Here is a 17038-nt window from a genome sequence, read left to right as displayed (position 1 = left end):
GCATTGAATGGTTCATGCGCATTTTTCTTCCTCCAAACACGTATATCGTTTTTCGGTAAAGAAGTAAAAAAGGAACCCTCCAAGTCGAGAACTTGGAGGGTTTTGAATCCTCGTGTTTAACTTCCATAGGCTTCAATTCCTTGAAGGGTTTGGGTTACCACTCCCTGCACCTCCTCAAATCCCTGATACGCACAAATAACCGCTTCAAAATCTTCCAGTTTTCCCAAATGTTTAAGCGCCAGTGGATTTCCAAAATGGATTAGAATGCAAGTTTTGCTTTTGGCCAATTTTTGGAGTTCATCCATTACTCCTTGGTCCATTCCAAATTGATTCAGGGGCTTGTGGCTTGGGACAAAAACTGCCAAAATCACTTTTTCTGCCTGTTCGATTGGGGCAATAGGTAAATCCAGTTGCTGGGAAAAGATACTTGGGTTTTGGGTAAAAAATTCGCGGTAACCCAGCTTTCCGGCTTTTGCCATAGCTTGGAGTTCTTTAGTATTGATCTCTCCGGAAATCACTGAAACGTAGTTTTCTGCCAGGTCTTTCTGGAGTTGGGAATGACTTTCCCAATCGAAGGCCGGAACTTCAATAGTCTTAAATTCCATTACTCCCAAGCGGTTTTTCAGGTCCATGACTTTTCCAAAAACCGCATCGACTTCCTTATCTGAGGCATTTTCTGCGATTTTTCCAATTCCTTCTTTCACATGATCCGAAAAGCATAGGATGTCATTGCCGGCATGGAAAGCCTGCCATTCGAGTTCCCCTGGCTCGGGATGAAGATTGGCAACCGCTTTCATATTGAGCGCATCGGAGATCACGAGTCCTTTGAAACCCATTTCTCCCTTGAGCAAGTCAGTGATCAGTTCCCGACTAATGCTGGCCGGAATGTCTTTTCCTCCGGTGAGTGCCGGCACTGCCAAGTGGCCCACCATGACGAGTTCCACGCCCCGGTCGATGCCGTATTGAAAGGGAAGAAGCTCCTCTGCTTTCAATTCTGCTTTGGTTTTGTGTAGAATTGGCAACCCCAAGTGTGAGTCTGTTGCCGTGTCCCCATGCCCGGGAAAATGCTTCAGACAGGCTCCTATTCCTGCTTTTTTCATCCCCGAATAGGCAGCAAAAGCGAGTGGAGCTACTTTTTCAGGATCATTTCCAAAAGAGCGATAGCCAATCACCGGGTTATTTGGATTGGTGTTGACATCGGCACAGGGAGCAAGATTCAGGTGAATCCCGGAGCTCTTCATGTCCTTGCCCATTCGGAAACCAACTTCTTCTACCCATCTTTCCGCATCTTCTTTTAAAGCGCCAAGGGTAATGGCAAAGGGATATTGGGGCGTTTTTTCCACCCGCATCGCCAAGCCGTATTCTCCGTCGATGCTGATCAACAATGGGATTTTGGAGATGGCCTGATAGCGGTTGATCAGACCGATGAGTTTTTCAAAAGTGCCCGAAACATCCAGTACTTCCGCCCGCTTTTCAAAGTTGGCTGCAGCGGAATGACGGCTGTGGAAAAAAGTCAGCCCACCAATTTCCTGCTCCTTGATTAGCTTTTCAATGGCTTGGTAATTTTCCTCCGTATCGTGAATAAACGCCGCAGGAGAGAAGCATTGGGCGATTTTTTGGTATTTGTTCATTTGCTGATTGGAAAATTACAAAATTGAAAGATTGCAAAATTTGGTAGAGTCTTGTTAGCCTTTTGAGGGGTTGGGGTGCTATTTCATCTCGTAAATCGTATTTCGTAATTCGTAAATCAATTAGCTTTCTTCCCAAATTCCCTCGGATACTTCACCGCATACGCCATCACAAATCCGGGAATCGTGGCGATCACCACCCACACAAAGAATCCCGGATAGCCCAGCCACTGCTGCATGTATCCGCTCAGCATCCCGGGAAGCATCATGCCCATGGCCATAAATCCTGTTGCCAAGGCATAATGGGCGGTTTTGAAGATTCCTTCTGCCAAGAAAATCAGGAAAACCATAAAGGCAGCAAAGCCAAATCCATAGCCCAGCTGCTCGATTACAACGACAGTTGTAGCGAAGGCGATGCTTTCCGGTTGGAGCCAAGCAAGGAAAATGTATCCGATATTCGGCGCATTGATGGCAAAAGCCATGGGCATCATCCACTTGCCCAAACCGTCACGCGATATCAAAATTCCTCCCAAAATTCCCCCAGCCAGCAAAGCAATTACACCCAAGGAGCCATAAATAAAACCCACCTCGGTCGTACTCAAGCCCAATCCTCCCGTCTCTCTGGAATCCAGGAAAAACGGGGAAGCCATTTTGACCAATTGGGATTCACCCAATCGATAAAGCAGGACAAAGCCTACGGAAAGTCCGATATTCTTCTTGGTAAAAAAGGTGGAAAAGACCTTGCCAAAACTGGGTTGCTCTTCTTTGGCCACGCGTGCCTCGATGACTTTTGGGGTGGAAAGGTAATTCACGCCCGTCAAGGTCAGCATCAAGGCTCCCACACCGATCATGGTCCATGACCAAGCCTGAGCCGGATCGCTAAACTTTTGTTCCAAATTTCCGGCAATGACCACAATCAAACCCTGCCCTGTAATCATACCCACTCGGTAGAAGGTGCTTCGCATTCCTACAAAAAAGCTCTGCTGATCGGGCTTTAAAGCAATCAAATATAAACCGTCAGAAGCGATGTCATTGGTCGCAGAAGCAAATGCCCCCATCCAGAAGAAAGCCAAGGTAATCGTGAAAAACTGATCTGTCCCTGTAGTTAACCCCACACCCAAAAAGACCAGTGAAAGGATCAGCTGCATGCTGAGAAACCACTGTTTCTTATTTCCAAAAAGCTCCAAAATCGGACTCCAGATTGGTTTGATCACCCAAGGCAGGTAAAGAAAGGACGTATACAACCCGATGTCTGCATTGGAGATGCCGAGGTTTTTGTACATGATCACCGATACCGTGATGATGACCACATAGGGGAGTGACTCGGTGAGGTAGAGCGTAGGCACCCAAATCCATGGGTTTTTGGAGGGATTTTGGGTCATGATTTTCTTAGTAAATGCTGATAAATACTGACTTCGGAGCTTTCTATGATTTTCGCACCCACGGCTTTTTCATAAAATTCTGCCGGGCCTACTCCTCCGATGATGGCATAGGCATAGCCCATTTCCCGAAGGGATTCCAGTGATTTGATCAAGAGAACTTTGCCAATACCTTTTCCCCGTTCGGATTCTTTGGTGCCAGTGGGTCCGAAAAAATTGCGAGCGGTGCATTCATAGCAAGCAAAGCCCAACAACTCATTGCCTCTTTGGGCGATCCAACAGGAAACCGGCTGTCTCGAAAAAGCTACCTCAACTTCTGATTTCCAATAAGCACCAAATTGCTCCATCACCCATTCGCTGACGAGGTGTTTTTCAGGAGCAATAGTCCTTCGAAACACGATTTTTTCCTTTTCCGACAGTCTCTTTTCCAATTCGGAGGCGTTGGGGAGTTCTATCAGGCGAACGAGCATATCTTTCATGGGCGGGTGGATTTTGGGGTTTGGAAGACCTGAGTTTGTACGATTCGGCCATAATGATCAATCCAGCGGATCGCCAAATACTCGGTATTCAAGCTTGGTACTTCTAGGTATCGGACTCTCGATCCACCTACCCAAGCCGTATGAATAATCGCCTCGTGTAGCGTATTCAAATCATTTCCGCCTTGGACCATCGCATATCGGATGGCGGGATCAAGTGGTTTTTCGAGATTGATTTGGGTTTTTTCGGGGGTGGTTTTCACATCAAAAACCACCGGAATTTCAATGATGGTCTGTGTCTTTGGTTCAAAGGATGGAGGCAAAGTGGGACGATTAAATACCTCCGCTTTCAGCTTTTGAGCGATGTCCTGATTTTTGATGTAGATGGATTTGGCGGAGAAAAAGGCATTACCCTGTATCTGAGGCAAAGTCCTGGCATAATTGACTTGGGTGTTGAGTTCGGCTGGATTTTTCCAAGCCTCATCGGAGTCTTCCCGGATTTTATAAGGCCCGTTTCCGATGTAAATGTTGGTTCCGTAGCTGTTATTCGACCACCAGTCGGCCAGTTTGCGGTGGGAAGCCAGTCGATGCTCCATGCTCCAATACAATTGTGGGATCAGGTAGTCGATCCATTTGTTTTTCATCCAAAGCAAGACATCCGCGTAGAGGTCATCGTAATTGGTCTGACCGGCCTGGGTGGGTGATCCCTTGGGGTCTTTGCTTTGATTTCTCCAAACTCCAAAAGGGGAAATCCCAAACTGCACCCAAGGCTTTTGCGCCTTGATGGTCTGGCTGAGTGCCAAAATCAAATCGTTCACATTCTGCCTTCTCCAGTCGTCCCGAGACTGTCCGGGTTTTTTGTATTTGTCATAGGAAGCTTTATCGGGAAAATCCAGCTTAGGCTCTTTGTAAGGATAGAAATAGTCATCAAAGTGAATGGCATCGATATCATAATTGGTGACCACCTCTTTGATGATAGCCAAAAGGTGATTTTTCACCTCAGGCAGTCCTGGGTCATAGTACCACTTGGTACCATATTTCAACATCCAGTTTCGATGTTTGAAAAAGTCGTGTTCAGGACTTAAGTCACTGGTTTCGAGGTTCATGGTGGCCCGATAGGGATTGAGCCAAGCGTGAAATTCCAGTCCGCGGTCGTGCGCTTCTTTGATCATCCAAGTCAGGGGATTTTCCTGGGTGGCAGGAGCTTTCCCTTGCTTTCCTGTCAGGTATTTGGACCAAGGGGCAAAGTTACTGGGGTAAAAGGCATCGCCCGCGGTGCGGATTTGCACGATGACAGCATTGAAGTTTAGGTTTTTGTAATAATCCAAAAGCTTGATGTATTCTCGCTTCTGAACTTCCCAAGGTGAATCGGGAGAAACCGGCCAGTCGATATTGGCGACGGTAGCAATCCACACTCCGCGGAATTCCCGTGGGATATCGGGCATTCGATAGGCCAAAGGTTTTAGAGCAACTGCAGGCAGTGGTTTGGCAGGAAGGGTTTCACTGGTTTTAGGAGAAACCGTGGAGGTAGGAGAGCTGGGTCTTATAGGAGTAGTAGCAACTGGCTTTTTGGATTTGCAAGCTGCAAACAAAAGAATGCTGATCAGGAATAGGTGAAAGAGTCTTAGGGGGAAGTGCATCGGGTAATTTTATTAGGAAAATAGGAAAGGTTTTTTTTTTGAATTGGTGGTCTGCGGGGACACAGACCACGGCAAGGGGGAATTTTAAATGGGTTTGAGAATGGCTTTTTGATCAAAATAGGGCCGGTTATCAAGGCTTTGGTACTGGTTTAAGATTAAGGTCAGCTAATTTTTTTCTGAGCTGGTTCATGAATTTGTCCCCAGGATCGGATTTGACCGTTCTGTAATTGGGATCCTTTTCTTTCCAAAGATCAGTTTTCTGGAAATTCTGGTATTCGTGATGACCGATGACATACTCGATAGGATATTTCCTCTTGAGGAATCTGATCAGTTTTTCATTGGCAGTGAGTTGGGCTTTGGTAAGGGGCATGTCATCGCTTCCGATGTTTTCGATACCGATAGCCAAATAGTTTAAGCCAATCACGTGCCGAGCAAAGGTCGTGTCGGGTAAAAGTCTGAAAACTGTTCCATCCCGGTCAATCAAAAACTGGCTGGAAACATTCAGATTACTCGCTCCTGTCAAATCTGCCCGTCCTCCCAGTGTCGGAGGATTGAAGACATCAAAAGTCACTTCGATGTTATTGATAGCTGTCCAGTGAACGACCACCATTTTGGGTTCGATCGTGGCGGTGGTTTTGTCCAGACCGTGTCGGTCTTTCAGGTATTGGATAGAAAGTTTTTCCCGCTCTGCATTCCAGGTAATGGGTTTATCGATGATGCGGAAGGTAGCTTTTGGACTACAGGAAAACAGGCAAACGCCCAGTAAAAGGGCTAGGATATTCAGGAAACTTCTATTCATTTTCTTCCAGTTTGGGCTTGGAGCAATTTCAAGACTAAACTAGGCAGAAAATGGGAAAATGAGGTTTTAATGCGGGTTATGAATTTTCCAAGTTTTCTAGATCATCAAGATCCTTTGATCTCTTAGAAGCATGTTTTGCATCAATTAAATCGTTTTTGTGTAGGGTTCTTACATTTAGTCCCCCGTCATCATAAATTTTGGATTGATTAAATGCTTGGTCAAAATCCAACCCTTTCACTTCAGTCATGATGTCAATTGCTACAGGGGATTTTCCATAAGAAAAAACATTCCACTCAGGATGATGTAAAAAATTCCACTCGGTCATATCGAAAACGGGCATTCCAAATTGATAGAAAGCCTTTTCTAGCCTGCTGTAGTTTTCCTTTGTTTTTCTTACCCAAATATCCATGTCTCCTGTAGTCCGGGAATACCCATGAATAATGACAGAAAATCCGCCAACCAAAATGTAATCTACGCCCTGCTCGTTAAGGGCATTTAGAAAATCCCTGAAATCATCTTGAAAGATATTCCCCACTACTTTCTGGATTTTATTTGAAAAATTGTCTTATCCATTCGAGGCGGATTATCCAAATCGTATCCGTAGGCAATGCTATTCAAATACTGATGAATCCGAAGTCGCTCCTGCCAAGTTGTGTTTTGATAGGCTTTCCCATAATTAACTTGTTCGGAGGCATTTCTGGCTTCGAAAGCAGTTCTGTCAAGTCGGAATTTTTTAGGGGAATCGCTCATTCAATCTGTGAGTTTAATAGCTTCTTTGTCTTATAGAATTTTTATCAATTACAGTAAGAGATCTTGAAAAACTCAATTTCTTATCGATTAAATCAAGGGAAATCTTTGCAGGGTCTTTTGGCTCAAATTCATGAATTCGAAAAAAAATCACACCTGAGTCAGGTTTAAGTCCATGCCTAAAAATCAATTCGCCATAATCAGAATCATGTGTCAGGATAGTTAGGTTTTGATTAATGGCTATGGACATTACTTCCTGATCTGAAATTTCCTGAAACTTTTCAGCGATTGAGATGACTTCAATATTGTGCTCTCTCAATAAGATTACACTTGGCCAAGGGAAATTTTCATTCGCTAAAAAGGCCATTAGGAAACCCTGCTACGAAGTTCTACCATTAATCCATCTTTAACAAAATCATTTAAATAAGCAAAAACTGCCTGTAAGTCCTCTTTCTTCAAATGCGGATAGGATTCCAAAATTTTAGATTCAGACCAACCATCGGCTAGCCTTTCCAGAATGAATTCCACAGAAATCCGAGTGCCTTTTATTACAGGCTTACCAAGCAATACATTCTTGTCAGATACTATCCTTTCTTTCCATTCCATATTCTAAAGTACAGAAATAATGAGAATTAGGTTCTGTTGATAGTTGGTTTTTGAAGAGCAGATATTTGCTTAAGCAATGGTTTTTTTAAATCCGAAATCTGAAATCCGAAATCCGAAATCAAAACTTCACCCCAAACCGTTCACCCAATTGAGTCAAGTCCTTCACAACGGGATCGAGCAAAGGAATTCCATCCGTTTTTCGAATAGCTTCCAATTCCCGCTCAGGATCTCCGGGAATTAAAACTTTTTCATTTCCTGGTGTTGGTTCAGCGGAACGGAATCGACGAATCCAATTGTCCATATGAGATTTGAACTCATCGGCTGGTCGGAAGGCATCTACGCGCATCGCACCGAAAAAGTGGCCGATTCCTTCTCCTACCAAATTGGGGAGTGGATCTAGGAATGCCACGAACGGAGGAACCCAAGGTCCGTAATTTGCTCCAGAAAGTACAGCTGAAAAAATGTCCACGATTGCCCCGAGTGCATAGCCTTTTTGCGAACCGTGCTCCCTGTCTCCACCGAGGGGCAACAAAGCACCGCCATCTTTCACCCCATTTGCAGAGGTGGTTGGATTTCCTTCTTTGTCCTGTACCCAGCCTGTAGGTGTGTCTAGTCCTTTTCGCTGAAGAATTTCCAGTTTCCCATTTGCGGCAGTAGTTGTGGCCATGTCGGCGACAAAAGCAGGTTCTTCATAGGCAGGAATTGCAACAGAAATCGGATTCGTGCCTAGCAATCGCTCTTTAGAGAAAGTAGGAGATACCAAAGGACTTGCATTGGTCAAGGAAATTCCGATCATATCGTGCTCCAAGGCCATCATGGCATGGTAACCCGCGATGCCGTAGTGGTTGGAGTTTTTCACCGAAACCCAGCCCGTTCCCACATTTTTGGCTTTTTCGATCGCTACTTTCATGGCAAAGGGTGCGACCACCAAGCCTAATCCGCTGTCACCATCGACTACGGCGGTAGAAGGCGTTTCGTAAGTCACGCGGACGTTAGGAGTGGCGTTAATTCTTCCTTTTTCCCACAATCTCACATAGCCGCTCAGCCTTGCTACACCATGACTGTCTACACCACGAAGGTCTGCCGAGAGCAGGACTTCCGTTGCGATTTTGGCATCGGATTCCTGACATCCTATTTTGGTTAGCATGTCATAGGTGAAACGGTACAGGTGATCGTAGGAGAAATTTTGCATTTGATGGTATTTTTCGTGGTTCAAAGATAAGGTGTGAAGCCACAGTTGCACAGATGATTTTTTATTCTTCAAACAGCCTCTGATGCACAGATGGTTTTTTGAGATCTTTCTGCAAATTCCAACTATCCCTTTGTGCCTTTCCGTCTTTGTGGCAAAAAATTATACCGCCACTTTTCCAGCAAGCAATCGGGAAACGGCTCCTTCTTTCAGAGAATAGTGAGAGCAAACAATGGCATCTACAGGTACATAGCGCAGGATAAATTCAATTAGGCAGCTAGCCACGACGATCATATCTACCCGCATGGCGATCATGCCGGGGATTTTCAGCCGCTCTTCTCGGTTTTTGGTTTTGAGCATCTGAAAAATTCGCTCAAATTCAGCTGTAGGCAATTCAAATACATGTTGGCCGGTGAGTTTGCACTGCAGCATGGATTCGAAATAAATATCCGTCAGGGTATCAAAAGTGCCAGAGGCACCTACCAGACCTTCAGGTTTATACTGTTCGATTGCCTCAAGAAGAGGCTGGAGTTTGAGGAAACAATGGTCTTCCAACTTTTCCACATCTTCAGGCAAAATCGGGTCATGGTAATGGAAAGCATCAAGGAGGCGCTGTCCGCCTATTTCAAAGCTTCTTTTCCAAAAAACTTCCTGGGAGGTACCAATGATAAACTCCACCGAACCCCCACCGATGTCCATCATCAAATTGACATGACCATTGAGCGAACCCGAAAGGTTGATGCCTTCGTAGATCAATTGGGCTTCCTCTTCTCCTGAAATGACATGGATTTCGATGCCGATGTCTTCCTTTACCTTTTGAACAAATTCAGCTCCATTTTCAGCATTTCGGACGGCGGAGGTTGCAAAAGCAAAAACCTGATCGATGCCTTCTCCATCAATCAGGTTTTTAAAATGCTTGAGTGTATGAAAGGCCCTTTTTTGGGCATCAGGAGCAAGTTGATTTTGGCTGATACCTCCCTGGCCGAGCTTGACGGGGATTTTTTCCTTGTAAAGTGTTCTAAAACCGACACCATTCAATTCCACCAATAACAAATGAAATGTATTGGTCCCCATGTCGATCACCGCAGCCTTTCTGGTACTCATATTCTGCCAAAATTTTTGGATGGGCGAATATAGAAAGTTTTTGAAAAGTAAAAGGTTGAGCTTCATAATCAGGACAAAAAGATATTGATCAGTGGTTGATTGAAACATGACCTTATGAATTTTTCAATCTTCCAATTTTTCAATTTCCCATTCCATTCAAGGGCCTATATTTGGTGAAAGAACGAAAACCCCGAATATGACTGACCCAAAGAATCCATTGTATACCCTACCCAGCAATGCTGACAAAATCGCGCTTTTGGCCAAGAAAAATGCCGAAGCAGAATTGGGAGGAGGGAAATCACGAATTGAAGCCCAACATAAAAAAGGAAAACTCACCGCCCGAGAGCGAATCGATTTACTCCTTGATGAAGGGACTTTTGAGGAAATAGATAAGTTTGTGATGCACCGTGCCAAGGATTTTGGGCTGGAAAACGAACACTACTTAGGTGATGGAGTAATTACGGGTTATGGTGAAATAAACGGTCGATTGACCTATGTTTTTTCGCAGGATTTCACTGTTTTTGGAGGCTCTCTCTCCGAAACTCACGCGGAAAAAATCTGTAAAATCATGGATTTGGCCATGAAAAACGGGGCACCGGTGATCGGTTTGAATGACTCAGGCGGTGCTCGAATCCAAGAAGGCGTCAATTCACTTGGAGGCTATGCGGATATTTTTTACAGAAATACCTTGGCTTCCGGTGTCATTCCTCAAATATCTGCCATCATGGGACCTTGTGCAGGTGGCGCGGTATATTCTCCTGCGATTACGGATTTTATCCTGATGGTGGAAAATACCTCCTACATGTTCGTGACCGGACCCAATGTGGTAAAAACGGTGACTCAAGAAACCGTCACCGCCGAAGAACTCGGAGGTGCTTCTACCCACAGCACGAAGTCTGGAGTCACCCACTTTGCCTGCGCCAATGAGGTGGAGGCGATACGCCACATCAAACGTTTACTGAGTTACATCCCCCAAAACTGCGAAGACACAGCTCCGGTTTATCCCTACGAGTTGAAGAAAGATGAGTCTAGAGTTGTCTTGGATTCAATCATTCCAGAAAACCCAAATCACCCGTACGATATGCGGGATGTGGTGAGGGGAATCGTGGACGAGGAGTCTTTTCTAGAAGTTCATGAGAACTATGCCGACAATATCGTGGTGGGCTTTGCCCGGATTGCAGGGCGCAGCGTAGGCATTGTAGGCAATCAACCTCAATCCATGGCTGGTGTACTCGATAATCATGCTTCGGTAAAGGCTGCGCGATTTGTCCGTTTTTGCGATAGCTTCAATGTGCCTTTGCTTGTGTTAGTAGATGTGCCAGGGTTTTTACCGGGAACAGATCAGGAGTGGAATGGGATCATTACTAATGGAGCAAAATTGCTTTATGCATTTTCTGAGGCTACCGTTCCAAGAATTACTGTGATCACCCGAAAAGCGTATGGCGGTGCCTACGATGTAATGAACTCCAAGCACATTGGGGCAGACATGAACTATGCTTGGCCGACTGCCGAGATTGCGGTGATGGGAGCAAAAGGCGCTGCAGAGATCATTTTCAAAAAGGAAATCGCCGAAGCCGAAAATCCGGAAGCCAAACTTCAGGAAAAGGTGGATGAATATACCGCCAAATTTGCCAATCCGTATCGTGCGGCACATCGTGGCTTCATTGATGAAGTCATCGTGCCTTCAGATACCCGAATCAAACTGATCAAAGCCTTCAAAATGCTGGAAAACAAAGTGGATAAACTTCCGAGAAAAAAGCATGGGAATATTCCGTTGTAAGGAAAAAGTAATTGGTTATTGAGTTACTGGTTAATTGTCGTTAAACCAAAGTTTGTCGTGAGCATAAAGACTTTTGAAGATTTGGAAGTTTGGAAAAAAGCAAGGGAAGTGCGCCTTTTCGTTCAGAAATTGGTTAGAAAATTTCCTTCTGAAGAGAAATATGCTTTAGCAATTCAGATAAGAAAATCCTCTAGATCGATCACCAATAACATAGCCGAAGGATATGGGAGATTTTTCTATCAGGAAAATATCCAGTTCTGTAGAATTTCCAGAGGATCACTTACTGAAACACTTGATCATATGATCGTTGCGTTTGATGAGGATTATATTTCAGAGTTTGATTTGGCTGCATTTAGGATTCTTTAAGATGATTGCCTAAAACTTTTAAATGGGATATCAATTACCTACAAAAAGCCAAATCGGGTTCACCAGACCAATAACATAATAACTTAATAACGAATAACTCGATCTCAGAATCTTGAACTATGAATAAATTCGAAAGCGAAACCCATTTTCTAAAAACTTATCTCAACAACGCCTCCCCAACCGGCTTTGAAGCTTCAGGTCAGCAGATTTGGCTGGATTACATCAAGCCGTTTGTGGATACCTATTTCACCGACAATTACGGAACAGCTGTCGGAGTGATCAATCCCGAAGCGACTTACAAAGTGGTGATTGAGGCCCATGCGGATGAGATCAGCTGGTTTGTGAACTACATAAAGGACGACGGATACATTTATGTCCGTCGAAATGGTGGCTCGGACCACATGATTGCTCCATCGATGCGGGTGAATATCCATACTGACAAAGGGATCGTTCCAGGAGTTTTCGGTTGGCCAGCCATCCATGTTCGGAAGGAAGGAAAAGAAGATGCGCCAACTTTAGATAATATCTTCATCGATGTCGGAGCTCGCTCCAAAGCCGAAGTGGAGGAAATGGGAATCCATGTCGGCTGTGTGATCACCTTCCAAGATGAATTGATCGAACTCAACGGTAAATTCTGGTCTGGCAGGGCTTTAGATAATCGAATCGGAGGTTACATGATTGCGCAAATGGCCAGAAAGATCAAGGAGTCAGGTAAACAATTGCCTTTTGGACTTTACATCGTTAATGCTGTCCAGGAGGAAATCGGTCTAAGAGGCGCCGAGATGATTGCTCATCGCATTAAACCTAACATGGCCATCATCACTGATGTGTGTCATGACACCACTGCACCTTTATATAATAAGGTGACAAGTGGTGATCAGACTGCAGGAAAAGGTCCGGTACTAACCTATGGTGCTTCTGTTCATAAGAAGCTATTGGATTTGATTATTGCCGCTGCGCGGAAAAATGAGATTCCTTTCCAGCGGGCTGCCGCTTCCAGAAGTACGGGTACGGATACCGATGCCTTTGCCTATTCCAATGAGGGAGTGCCATCTGCCTTGATTTCACTTCCTTTGAAATACATGCACACGACCGTGGAGACAGCGAGCAAACAGGATATCGAGCAAGTCATCGATCTGATGTATGCTTTCTTGGTAGACTTCGATCCAAGTTTTGATTTTAGATACATCAGTTAATCGTGTATTGGTTATTAGTTATTGGGTTAAGCATGGTTTAGCTTTTCCCAATAACTGATATCATTTAACTTTTTCAATCATGCACTTCACTGACCAACTTCATCAAACCATTTTTCTTCCTCAACCTCCTAAGCGGATCATTTCCTTAGTGCCTTCGCAAACAGAGCTTTTGGTTGACTTGGGTTTAGAGGGACAAATTGTCGGGGTGACCAAATTTTGCATACATCCCAACTACTTGAAAAAGAGTAAAGTCATCGTTGGGGGGACTAAGAATTACCGATTTGAGGTGATTGATTCCTTGAAGCCTGATTTGATCATTGGAAATAAGGAAGAAAATGATCGAGAAGGGATTGAGAAATTGGCTGAAAAGTATCCGGTTTGGATGAGTGATATTTTTTCTCTGGAGGATAATTATGAGATGATTCGCCAAGTTGGAAGGATTACTCAAAGAGAAAGTCAGTCTCAGGAAATCATTCGAAAGATCAAATCCACTTTTGAACAGCCTATTCCCCATAAAGGAACCTGTATCTATCTGGTTTGGAACGAACCAATCATGGTAGCAGGTCAGAACACGTTTATTAATGTCATGTTGGAAAAGGCAGGATTTGAAAACCTGATCGATAAGCCAAGATATCCTGTACTGGAAAAGGAAGAACTGCAAATGCTCAATCCAGACTATTTGCTTTTGAGTTCTGAACCTTTTCCTTTTAAGGAAAAGCATTTCGAATTTTTCAGGGAATTATTGACAAATAGTCAAATCGAACTGGTAGATGGGGAGCTTTTCTCATGGTATGGAAGCCGATTGATACATTCTGCCGAATATTTTCGAAGATTATAGCGTAAGCATAGTCCAAGTATTGGGATCCATTGGTAAAAAATTGAAATACCTCTCGGTACTTTTTTAAAAAATTCAATTAACTTTTCGGTTCTAACATTAAACCTGTTTTTTCTAATGAAAGACAATAGAAGAGGCTTTCTCAAAAAATTGGGATTGACCACAGGGGCTGCAGCTCTGGTGCCGGCTCTTATGGCCGAAGCAAATATGATCCGAGAGGAATATCTCCTTCGCATAAAAGAAGATGCTGCCGACAAGCCCATCCGACTTGCACTTATCGGTGCGGGAATTATGGGAACTGAAGATACCAATACCGCGCTACAGCATGCCAATGTTTCTTTGGTGGCAGTTTGCGATTTGTATGATGGTCGTTTGGAATCTGCCAAAAAGAAGTGGGGTGATCACCTTTTTCTGACGAAAGACCACAAAGAGATTCTGAAAAGAGCCGATGTGGATGCGGTGATTATTGGGACTCCCGATTCTTGGCACAAGCAGATTTCTGTGGATGCACTCAATGCAGGCAAGCATGTGTATTGTGAAAAGCCTATGGTCCATTCGGTAAAAGAAGGTCAGGAAGTGATTGATGCATGGAAGAAATCAGGGAAAGTGATGGTGGTGGGTTCTCAGGGGATTTCATCTTTGGGAAATGAAAAAGCAAAAGAGCTGCTAGCTGCAGGAGCAATTGGCGATATAGTCTATGCAGAAGGTTTTTGGGCGAGAATGTCTCCTGAAGGGGCGTGGCAATACAATGTGCCTGCTGATGGAAATGAGAAAACCGTAGACTGGAAACGCTATGTTTCCAATACCACTCAACGGAATTGGGATCCATTGAGATTCTTCCGGTGGAGAAATTATTTGGATTACGGCACAGGCATGTCTGGAGATTTGTTTGTCCACCTATTTACTAGCCTTCACTTTATCACCAATTCTAAAGGACCAAGTAAAATTGCTTCCTTAGGTGGGCTGAGGTATTGGAAAGACGGAAGGGAAGTTCCTGATGTGCTTTTAGGAAGCTTTGACTATCCAGAGTCACCTGAGCATCCTGGATTCAATCTTTCTCTCCGATGCAATTTTGTGGATGGTACTTCGGGTACAACCTATCTTAGAATTGTAGGCACTAAAGGCTCTATGGATGTTAAATGGGAAGAGGTTGTGGTGAAATTGAATAGTAATGCAGAAAGCGATGATCCTTTTATGCAGGAACAAGCTAAATTGAGGGCAGCTTCGGGAGAAGAGGATCGAGCCAAAATCCTTCCACCAAGAGAAATGTCATACAAAGCAGAACGTTCTTGGAAGGGAGCGCATTATGACCATTTTGGGAATTGGTTTAGAGCCATTCGCACAGGTGGTACAGTAGCCGAAGATCCTGTTTTTGGATTCCGAGCTGCCGCACCAGCCTTGCTATGTAATGACAGCTACTTCCAAGACAAGTTTATCAAGTGGGATCCAGTTAATATGAAATTGATATAAAACAATGAAGAAAAAGTATCTCGTATGGGTAGCCTTAGTAGGATTAGGATTTTCCTGTGGACCCAAAGCAACAGAAGAAACTGCCGAGGCGGTGGTAGAAGAAGTGGTAGCTCCTGATAATTCACTTACTGAAGAGGAAAAAGCAGCAGGTTGGATGCTATTGTTTGATGGCACATCGATGGATGGTTGGAGAGCTTTCAATGGAGATTCTACTCCATCTAATTGGATTATTGAAGACGGTGCGATGAAAGGACTCGGTGCCACAGGTGGAGAGGACTTTGGTGGAGATGTGGTTTTTGGACCGATGGAATTTGAAGAGTTTGAAATGGAGTTTACCTGGAAAATCTCTCCTGGAGGTAATTCTGGAGTTTTTTACCACGTGGTAGAAGGGCCTAAGTACAAGGCACCATATTACACTGGTCCCGAATATCAGGTCATCGATCAATTGGGCTTCGCTCAACCATTGGAAAAATGGCAATCTCTTGCTGGCGATTACGCAATGTATGAGCCGGATTATGAAGGTGTGGTAAAACCAGCCGGGGAATGGAATACTTCGAAAATAGTATTCTCCCTTGAAGGAGCCAGCTATTGGCTGAATGGTAAAAAGACAGTGGAATTTGTTCCTTATTCTGAAGATTGGACCGCTCGTAGAAATTCAGGTAAGTGGAATGACTTTCCCGATTATAAAATTGCCAAAAAAGGCCTTATTGCATTACAAGACCATGGAGATCCTGTATGGTTCAAAAACATTAAAATTAGACCCCTATGAAAAAAATCATCCTCCTTGCATTGATGCTAGTCGTAGCACAAGCATCATTCGCTCAAAAGAAAGTAAAGTTATTTAATGGAAAAGACCTTTCAGGCTGGAAGATCTACGGTACAGAGAAATGGTATGTCCAAGATGGACTTTTAGTATCAGAAAGTGGCCCAGACAAAGGTTATGGTTACTTGGGTACTGAAGAAAACTACCAGGATTTTGAAATTGAACTGGAATTTAAGCAAGAAGCCAATGGTAATAGCGGTGTATTCATTCGGTCAACCGTAGATGGTACCAAAGTATCGGGCTGGCAAGTGGAAGTTGCTCCTCCGGGAAATGATACCGGCGGTATTTATGAATCCTATGGTAGAGGTTGGTTGATCAAGCCTGACCCTTCAAAAGACAAAGCCTTGAAGTTTGGCGAATGGAACAAAATGAGAATAGTAGTAAAAGGAGACAATGTGACCTCCTATGTCAATGGTGTGGAAATGGTCAACTTCTCTGATGCCAAAATAGGCCAAGGAAAAGGTGGAGTCCTTCTTCAGATTCATGATGGTGGAGGTATTAAGGTTTATTGGCGAAATATTGTATTGAAAAAGCTTTAATTTTCGAAACATTTAAGTTTTTGAGCCCTGTGATCTAGTATCACAGGGCTTTTTTATTTGGTGAAAAATTTCCTTTTCAATCTCAGAGAGTTAGCGAAAAGATTGACAAATTCTTGAATTAGGTATTGCCAGCCCACAAAATCCTCAGATATTTGCACTCCCAAACGACGCGAACGGCATCGGAGATAAAGATGAGAGGATGGAGATTGGGGATTTATACTGGGTATATATGACCTGGGGTTGATCCGTTCTTGAAGCGGGAAAAAAAGTTTTAAAAAAACTTCTTGCTGAAGAGAAAAAGCTTCTTACCTTTGCAACCCTGTTCGGAAGGAACGGGGATAAAAAACTGGAAATCGAAAGATAAGAAAACGATGACCACAATCTCTGGAAATGACCGGAGACAAGTTCTTTGAAGTGATGTAAGGCGAAAAAGAAATAACCTGAGGAGAGGAGTTTATGAT

Annotated in this window: 18 protein-coding genes; 7 read left to right on the top strand and 11 right to left on the bottom strand. The window is 43.9% G+C overall.

Annotated elements, in window-relative coordinates:
• Nucleotides 1-116 precede the first annotated feature (116 nt).
• The 11 genes from ACFPIK_RS15560 to ACFPIK_RS15510 form a co-directional block, all read right to left on the bottom strand.
• Nucleotides 117-1631, bottom strand: coding sequence for a glycoside hydrolase family 3 protein (locus tag ACFPIK_RS15560; RefSeq protein ID WP_377916909.1), 1515 nt, complete (start codon nucleotides 1629-1631; stop codon nucleotides 117-119).
• A 116-nt stretch (nucleotides 1632-1747) separates the two neighbouring features.
• Nucleotides 1748-3010 (bottom strand): MFS transporter, encoded by a 1263-nt coding sequence (locus ACFPIK_RS15555; RefSeq protein WP_377916907.1) that lies wholly within the window; start codon nucleotides 3008-3010, stop codon nucleotides 1748-1750.
• The gene (locus ACFPIK_RS15550; protein ID WP_377916905.1) at nucleotides 3007-3486 is read right to left on the bottom strand and encodes a GNAT family N-acetyltransferase; all 480 of its coding nucleotides are present in this window, start codon (nucleotides 3484-3486) and stop codon (nucleotides 3007-3009) included. Before ACFPIK_RS15550 ends, ACFPIK_RS15555 begins: the two co-directional genes overlap by 4 nt.
• Nucleotides 3483-5123 (bottom strand): glycoside hydrolase family 10-like protein, encoded by a 1641-nt coding sequence (locus ACFPIK_RS15545; protein ID WP_377916903.1) that lies wholly within the window; start codon nucleotides 5121-5123, stop codon nucleotides 3483-3485. The genes ACFPIK_RS15550 and ACFPIK_RS15545 overlap by 4 nt, the downstream gene beginning before the upstream one ends.
• A gap of 130 nt (nucleotides 5124-5253) precedes the next feature.
• The gene (locus tag ACFPIK_RS15540; RefSeq protein WP_377916901.1) at nucleotides 5254-5922 is read right to left on the bottom strand and encodes an N-acetylmuramoyl-L-alanine amidase; all 669 of its coding nucleotides are present in this window, start codon (nucleotides 5920-5922) and stop codon (nucleotides 5254-5256) included.
• 76 nt (nucleotides 5923-5998) lie between these two features.
• Entirely contained in the window at nucleotides 5999-6457 is a 459-nt protein-coding gene (locus ACFPIK_RS15535) for a nucleotidyltransferase (protein ID WP_377916899.1), read from the bottom strand.
• Complete coding sequence (locus tag ACFPIK_RS15530; protein ID WP_377916897.1) at nucleotides 6457-6672, bottom strand: hypothetical protein; 216 nt, start codon at nucleotides 6670-6672, stop codon at nucleotides 6457-6459. Before ACFPIK_RS15530 ends, ACFPIK_RS15535 begins: the two co-directional genes overlap by 1 nt.
• A 13-nt stretch (nucleotides 6673-6685) precedes the next feature.
• On the bottom strand, nucleotides 6686-7036 hold the full coding sequence (locus ACFPIK_RS15525; protein ID WP_377916895.1) for a DUF5615 family PIN-like protein: 351 nt from the start codon (nucleotides 7034-7036) through the stop codon (nucleotides 6686-6688).
• Nucleotides 7036-7275 carry a DUF433 domain-containing protein gene (locus tag ACFPIK_RS15520; protein WP_377916893.1) on the bottom strand — a complete coding sequence of 80 codons (240 nt, stop codon included), beginning with the start codon at nucleotides 7273-7275 and terminating at the stop codon, nucleotides 7036-7038. The genes ACFPIK_RS15525 and ACFPIK_RS15520 overlap by 1 nt, the downstream gene beginning before the upstream one ends.
• A 118-nt stretch (nucleotides 7276-7393) precedes the next feature.
• Nucleotides 7394-8467, bottom strand: coding sequence for an Ldh family oxidoreductase (locus ACFPIK_RS15515; RefSeq protein WP_377916891.1), 1074 nt, complete (start codon nucleotides 8465-8467; stop codon nucleotides 7394-7396).
• A 159-nt stretch (nucleotides 8468-8626) separates the two neighbouring features.
• Nucleotides 8627-9568 (bottom strand): Ppx/GppA phosphatase family protein, encoded by a 942-nt coding sequence (locus ACFPIK_RS15510; protein ID WP_377916889.1) that lies wholly within the window; start codon nucleotides 9566-9568, stop codon nucleotides 8627-8629.
• 196 nt (nucleotides 9569-9764) lie between these two features.
• On the opposite strand from ACFPIK_RS15510, the gene ACFPIK_RS15505 reads away from it, so the two are divergent.
• From ACFPIK_RS15505 to ACFPIK_RS15475, 7 genes are all read left to right on the top strand, one after another.
• Nucleotides 9765-11348, top strand: coding sequence for an acyl-CoA carboxylase subunit beta (locus tag ACFPIK_RS15505; RefSeq protein WP_377916887.1), 1584 nt, complete (start codon nucleotides 9765-9767; stop codon nucleotides 11346-11348).
• A 57-nt stretch (nucleotides 11349-11405) separates the two neighbouring features.
• Nucleotides 11406-11714 carry a four helix bundle protein gene (locus ACFPIK_RS15500; RefSeq protein WP_377916885.1) on the top strand — a complete coding sequence of 103 codons (309 nt, stop codon included), beginning with the start codon at nucleotides 11406-11408 and terminating at the stop codon, nucleotides 11712-11714.
• A 119-nt stretch (nucleotides 11715-11833) separates the two neighbouring features.
• Entirely contained in the window at nucleotides 11834-12910 is a 1077-nt protein-coding gene (locus ACFPIK_RS15495; RefSeq protein ID WP_377916883.1) for a M42 family metallopeptidase, read from the top strand.
• A gap of 79 nt (nucleotides 12911-12989) precedes the next feature.
• The gene (locus ACFPIK_RS15490) at nucleotides 12990-13748 is read left to right on the top strand and encodes an ABC transporter substrate-binding protein (protein ID WP_377916881.1); all 759 of its coding nucleotides are present in this window, start codon (nucleotides 12990-12992) and stop codon (nucleotides 13746-13748) included.
• Nucleotides 13749-13862: 114 nt separating this feature from the next.
• Entirely contained in the window at nucleotides 13863-15215 is a 1353-nt protein-coding gene (locus ACFPIK_RS15485) for a Gfo/Idh/MocA family protein (protein WP_377916879.1), read from the top strand.
• Nucleotides 15216-15219: 4 nt separating this feature from the next.
• Nucleotides 15220-15984: a 3-keto-disaccharide hydrolase gene (locus ACFPIK_RS15480; RefSeq protein ID WP_377916877.1), complete on the top strand. Its 765-nt coding sequence runs from the start codon at nucleotides 15220-15222 to the stop codon at nucleotides 15982-15984.
• Nucleotides 15981-16577 (top strand): 3-keto-disaccharide hydrolase, encoded by a 597-nt coding sequence (locus ACFPIK_RS15475; RefSeq protein ID WP_377916875.1) that lies wholly within the window; start codon nucleotides 15981-15983, stop codon nucleotides 16575-16577. The genes ACFPIK_RS15480 and ACFPIK_RS15475 overlap by 4 nt, the downstream gene beginning before the upstream one ends.
• Nucleotides 16578-17038 lie beyond the last annotated feature (461 nt).

The sequence above is a fragment of the Algoriphagus aquatilis genome (assembly GCF_042657405.1).
Classification (GTDB): domain Bacteria; phylum Bacteroidota; class Bacteroidia; order Cytophagales; family Cyclobacteriaceae; genus Algoriphagus; species Algoriphagus aquatilis.
This window is presented reverse-complemented; position numbering and strand designations above follow the sequence as displayed.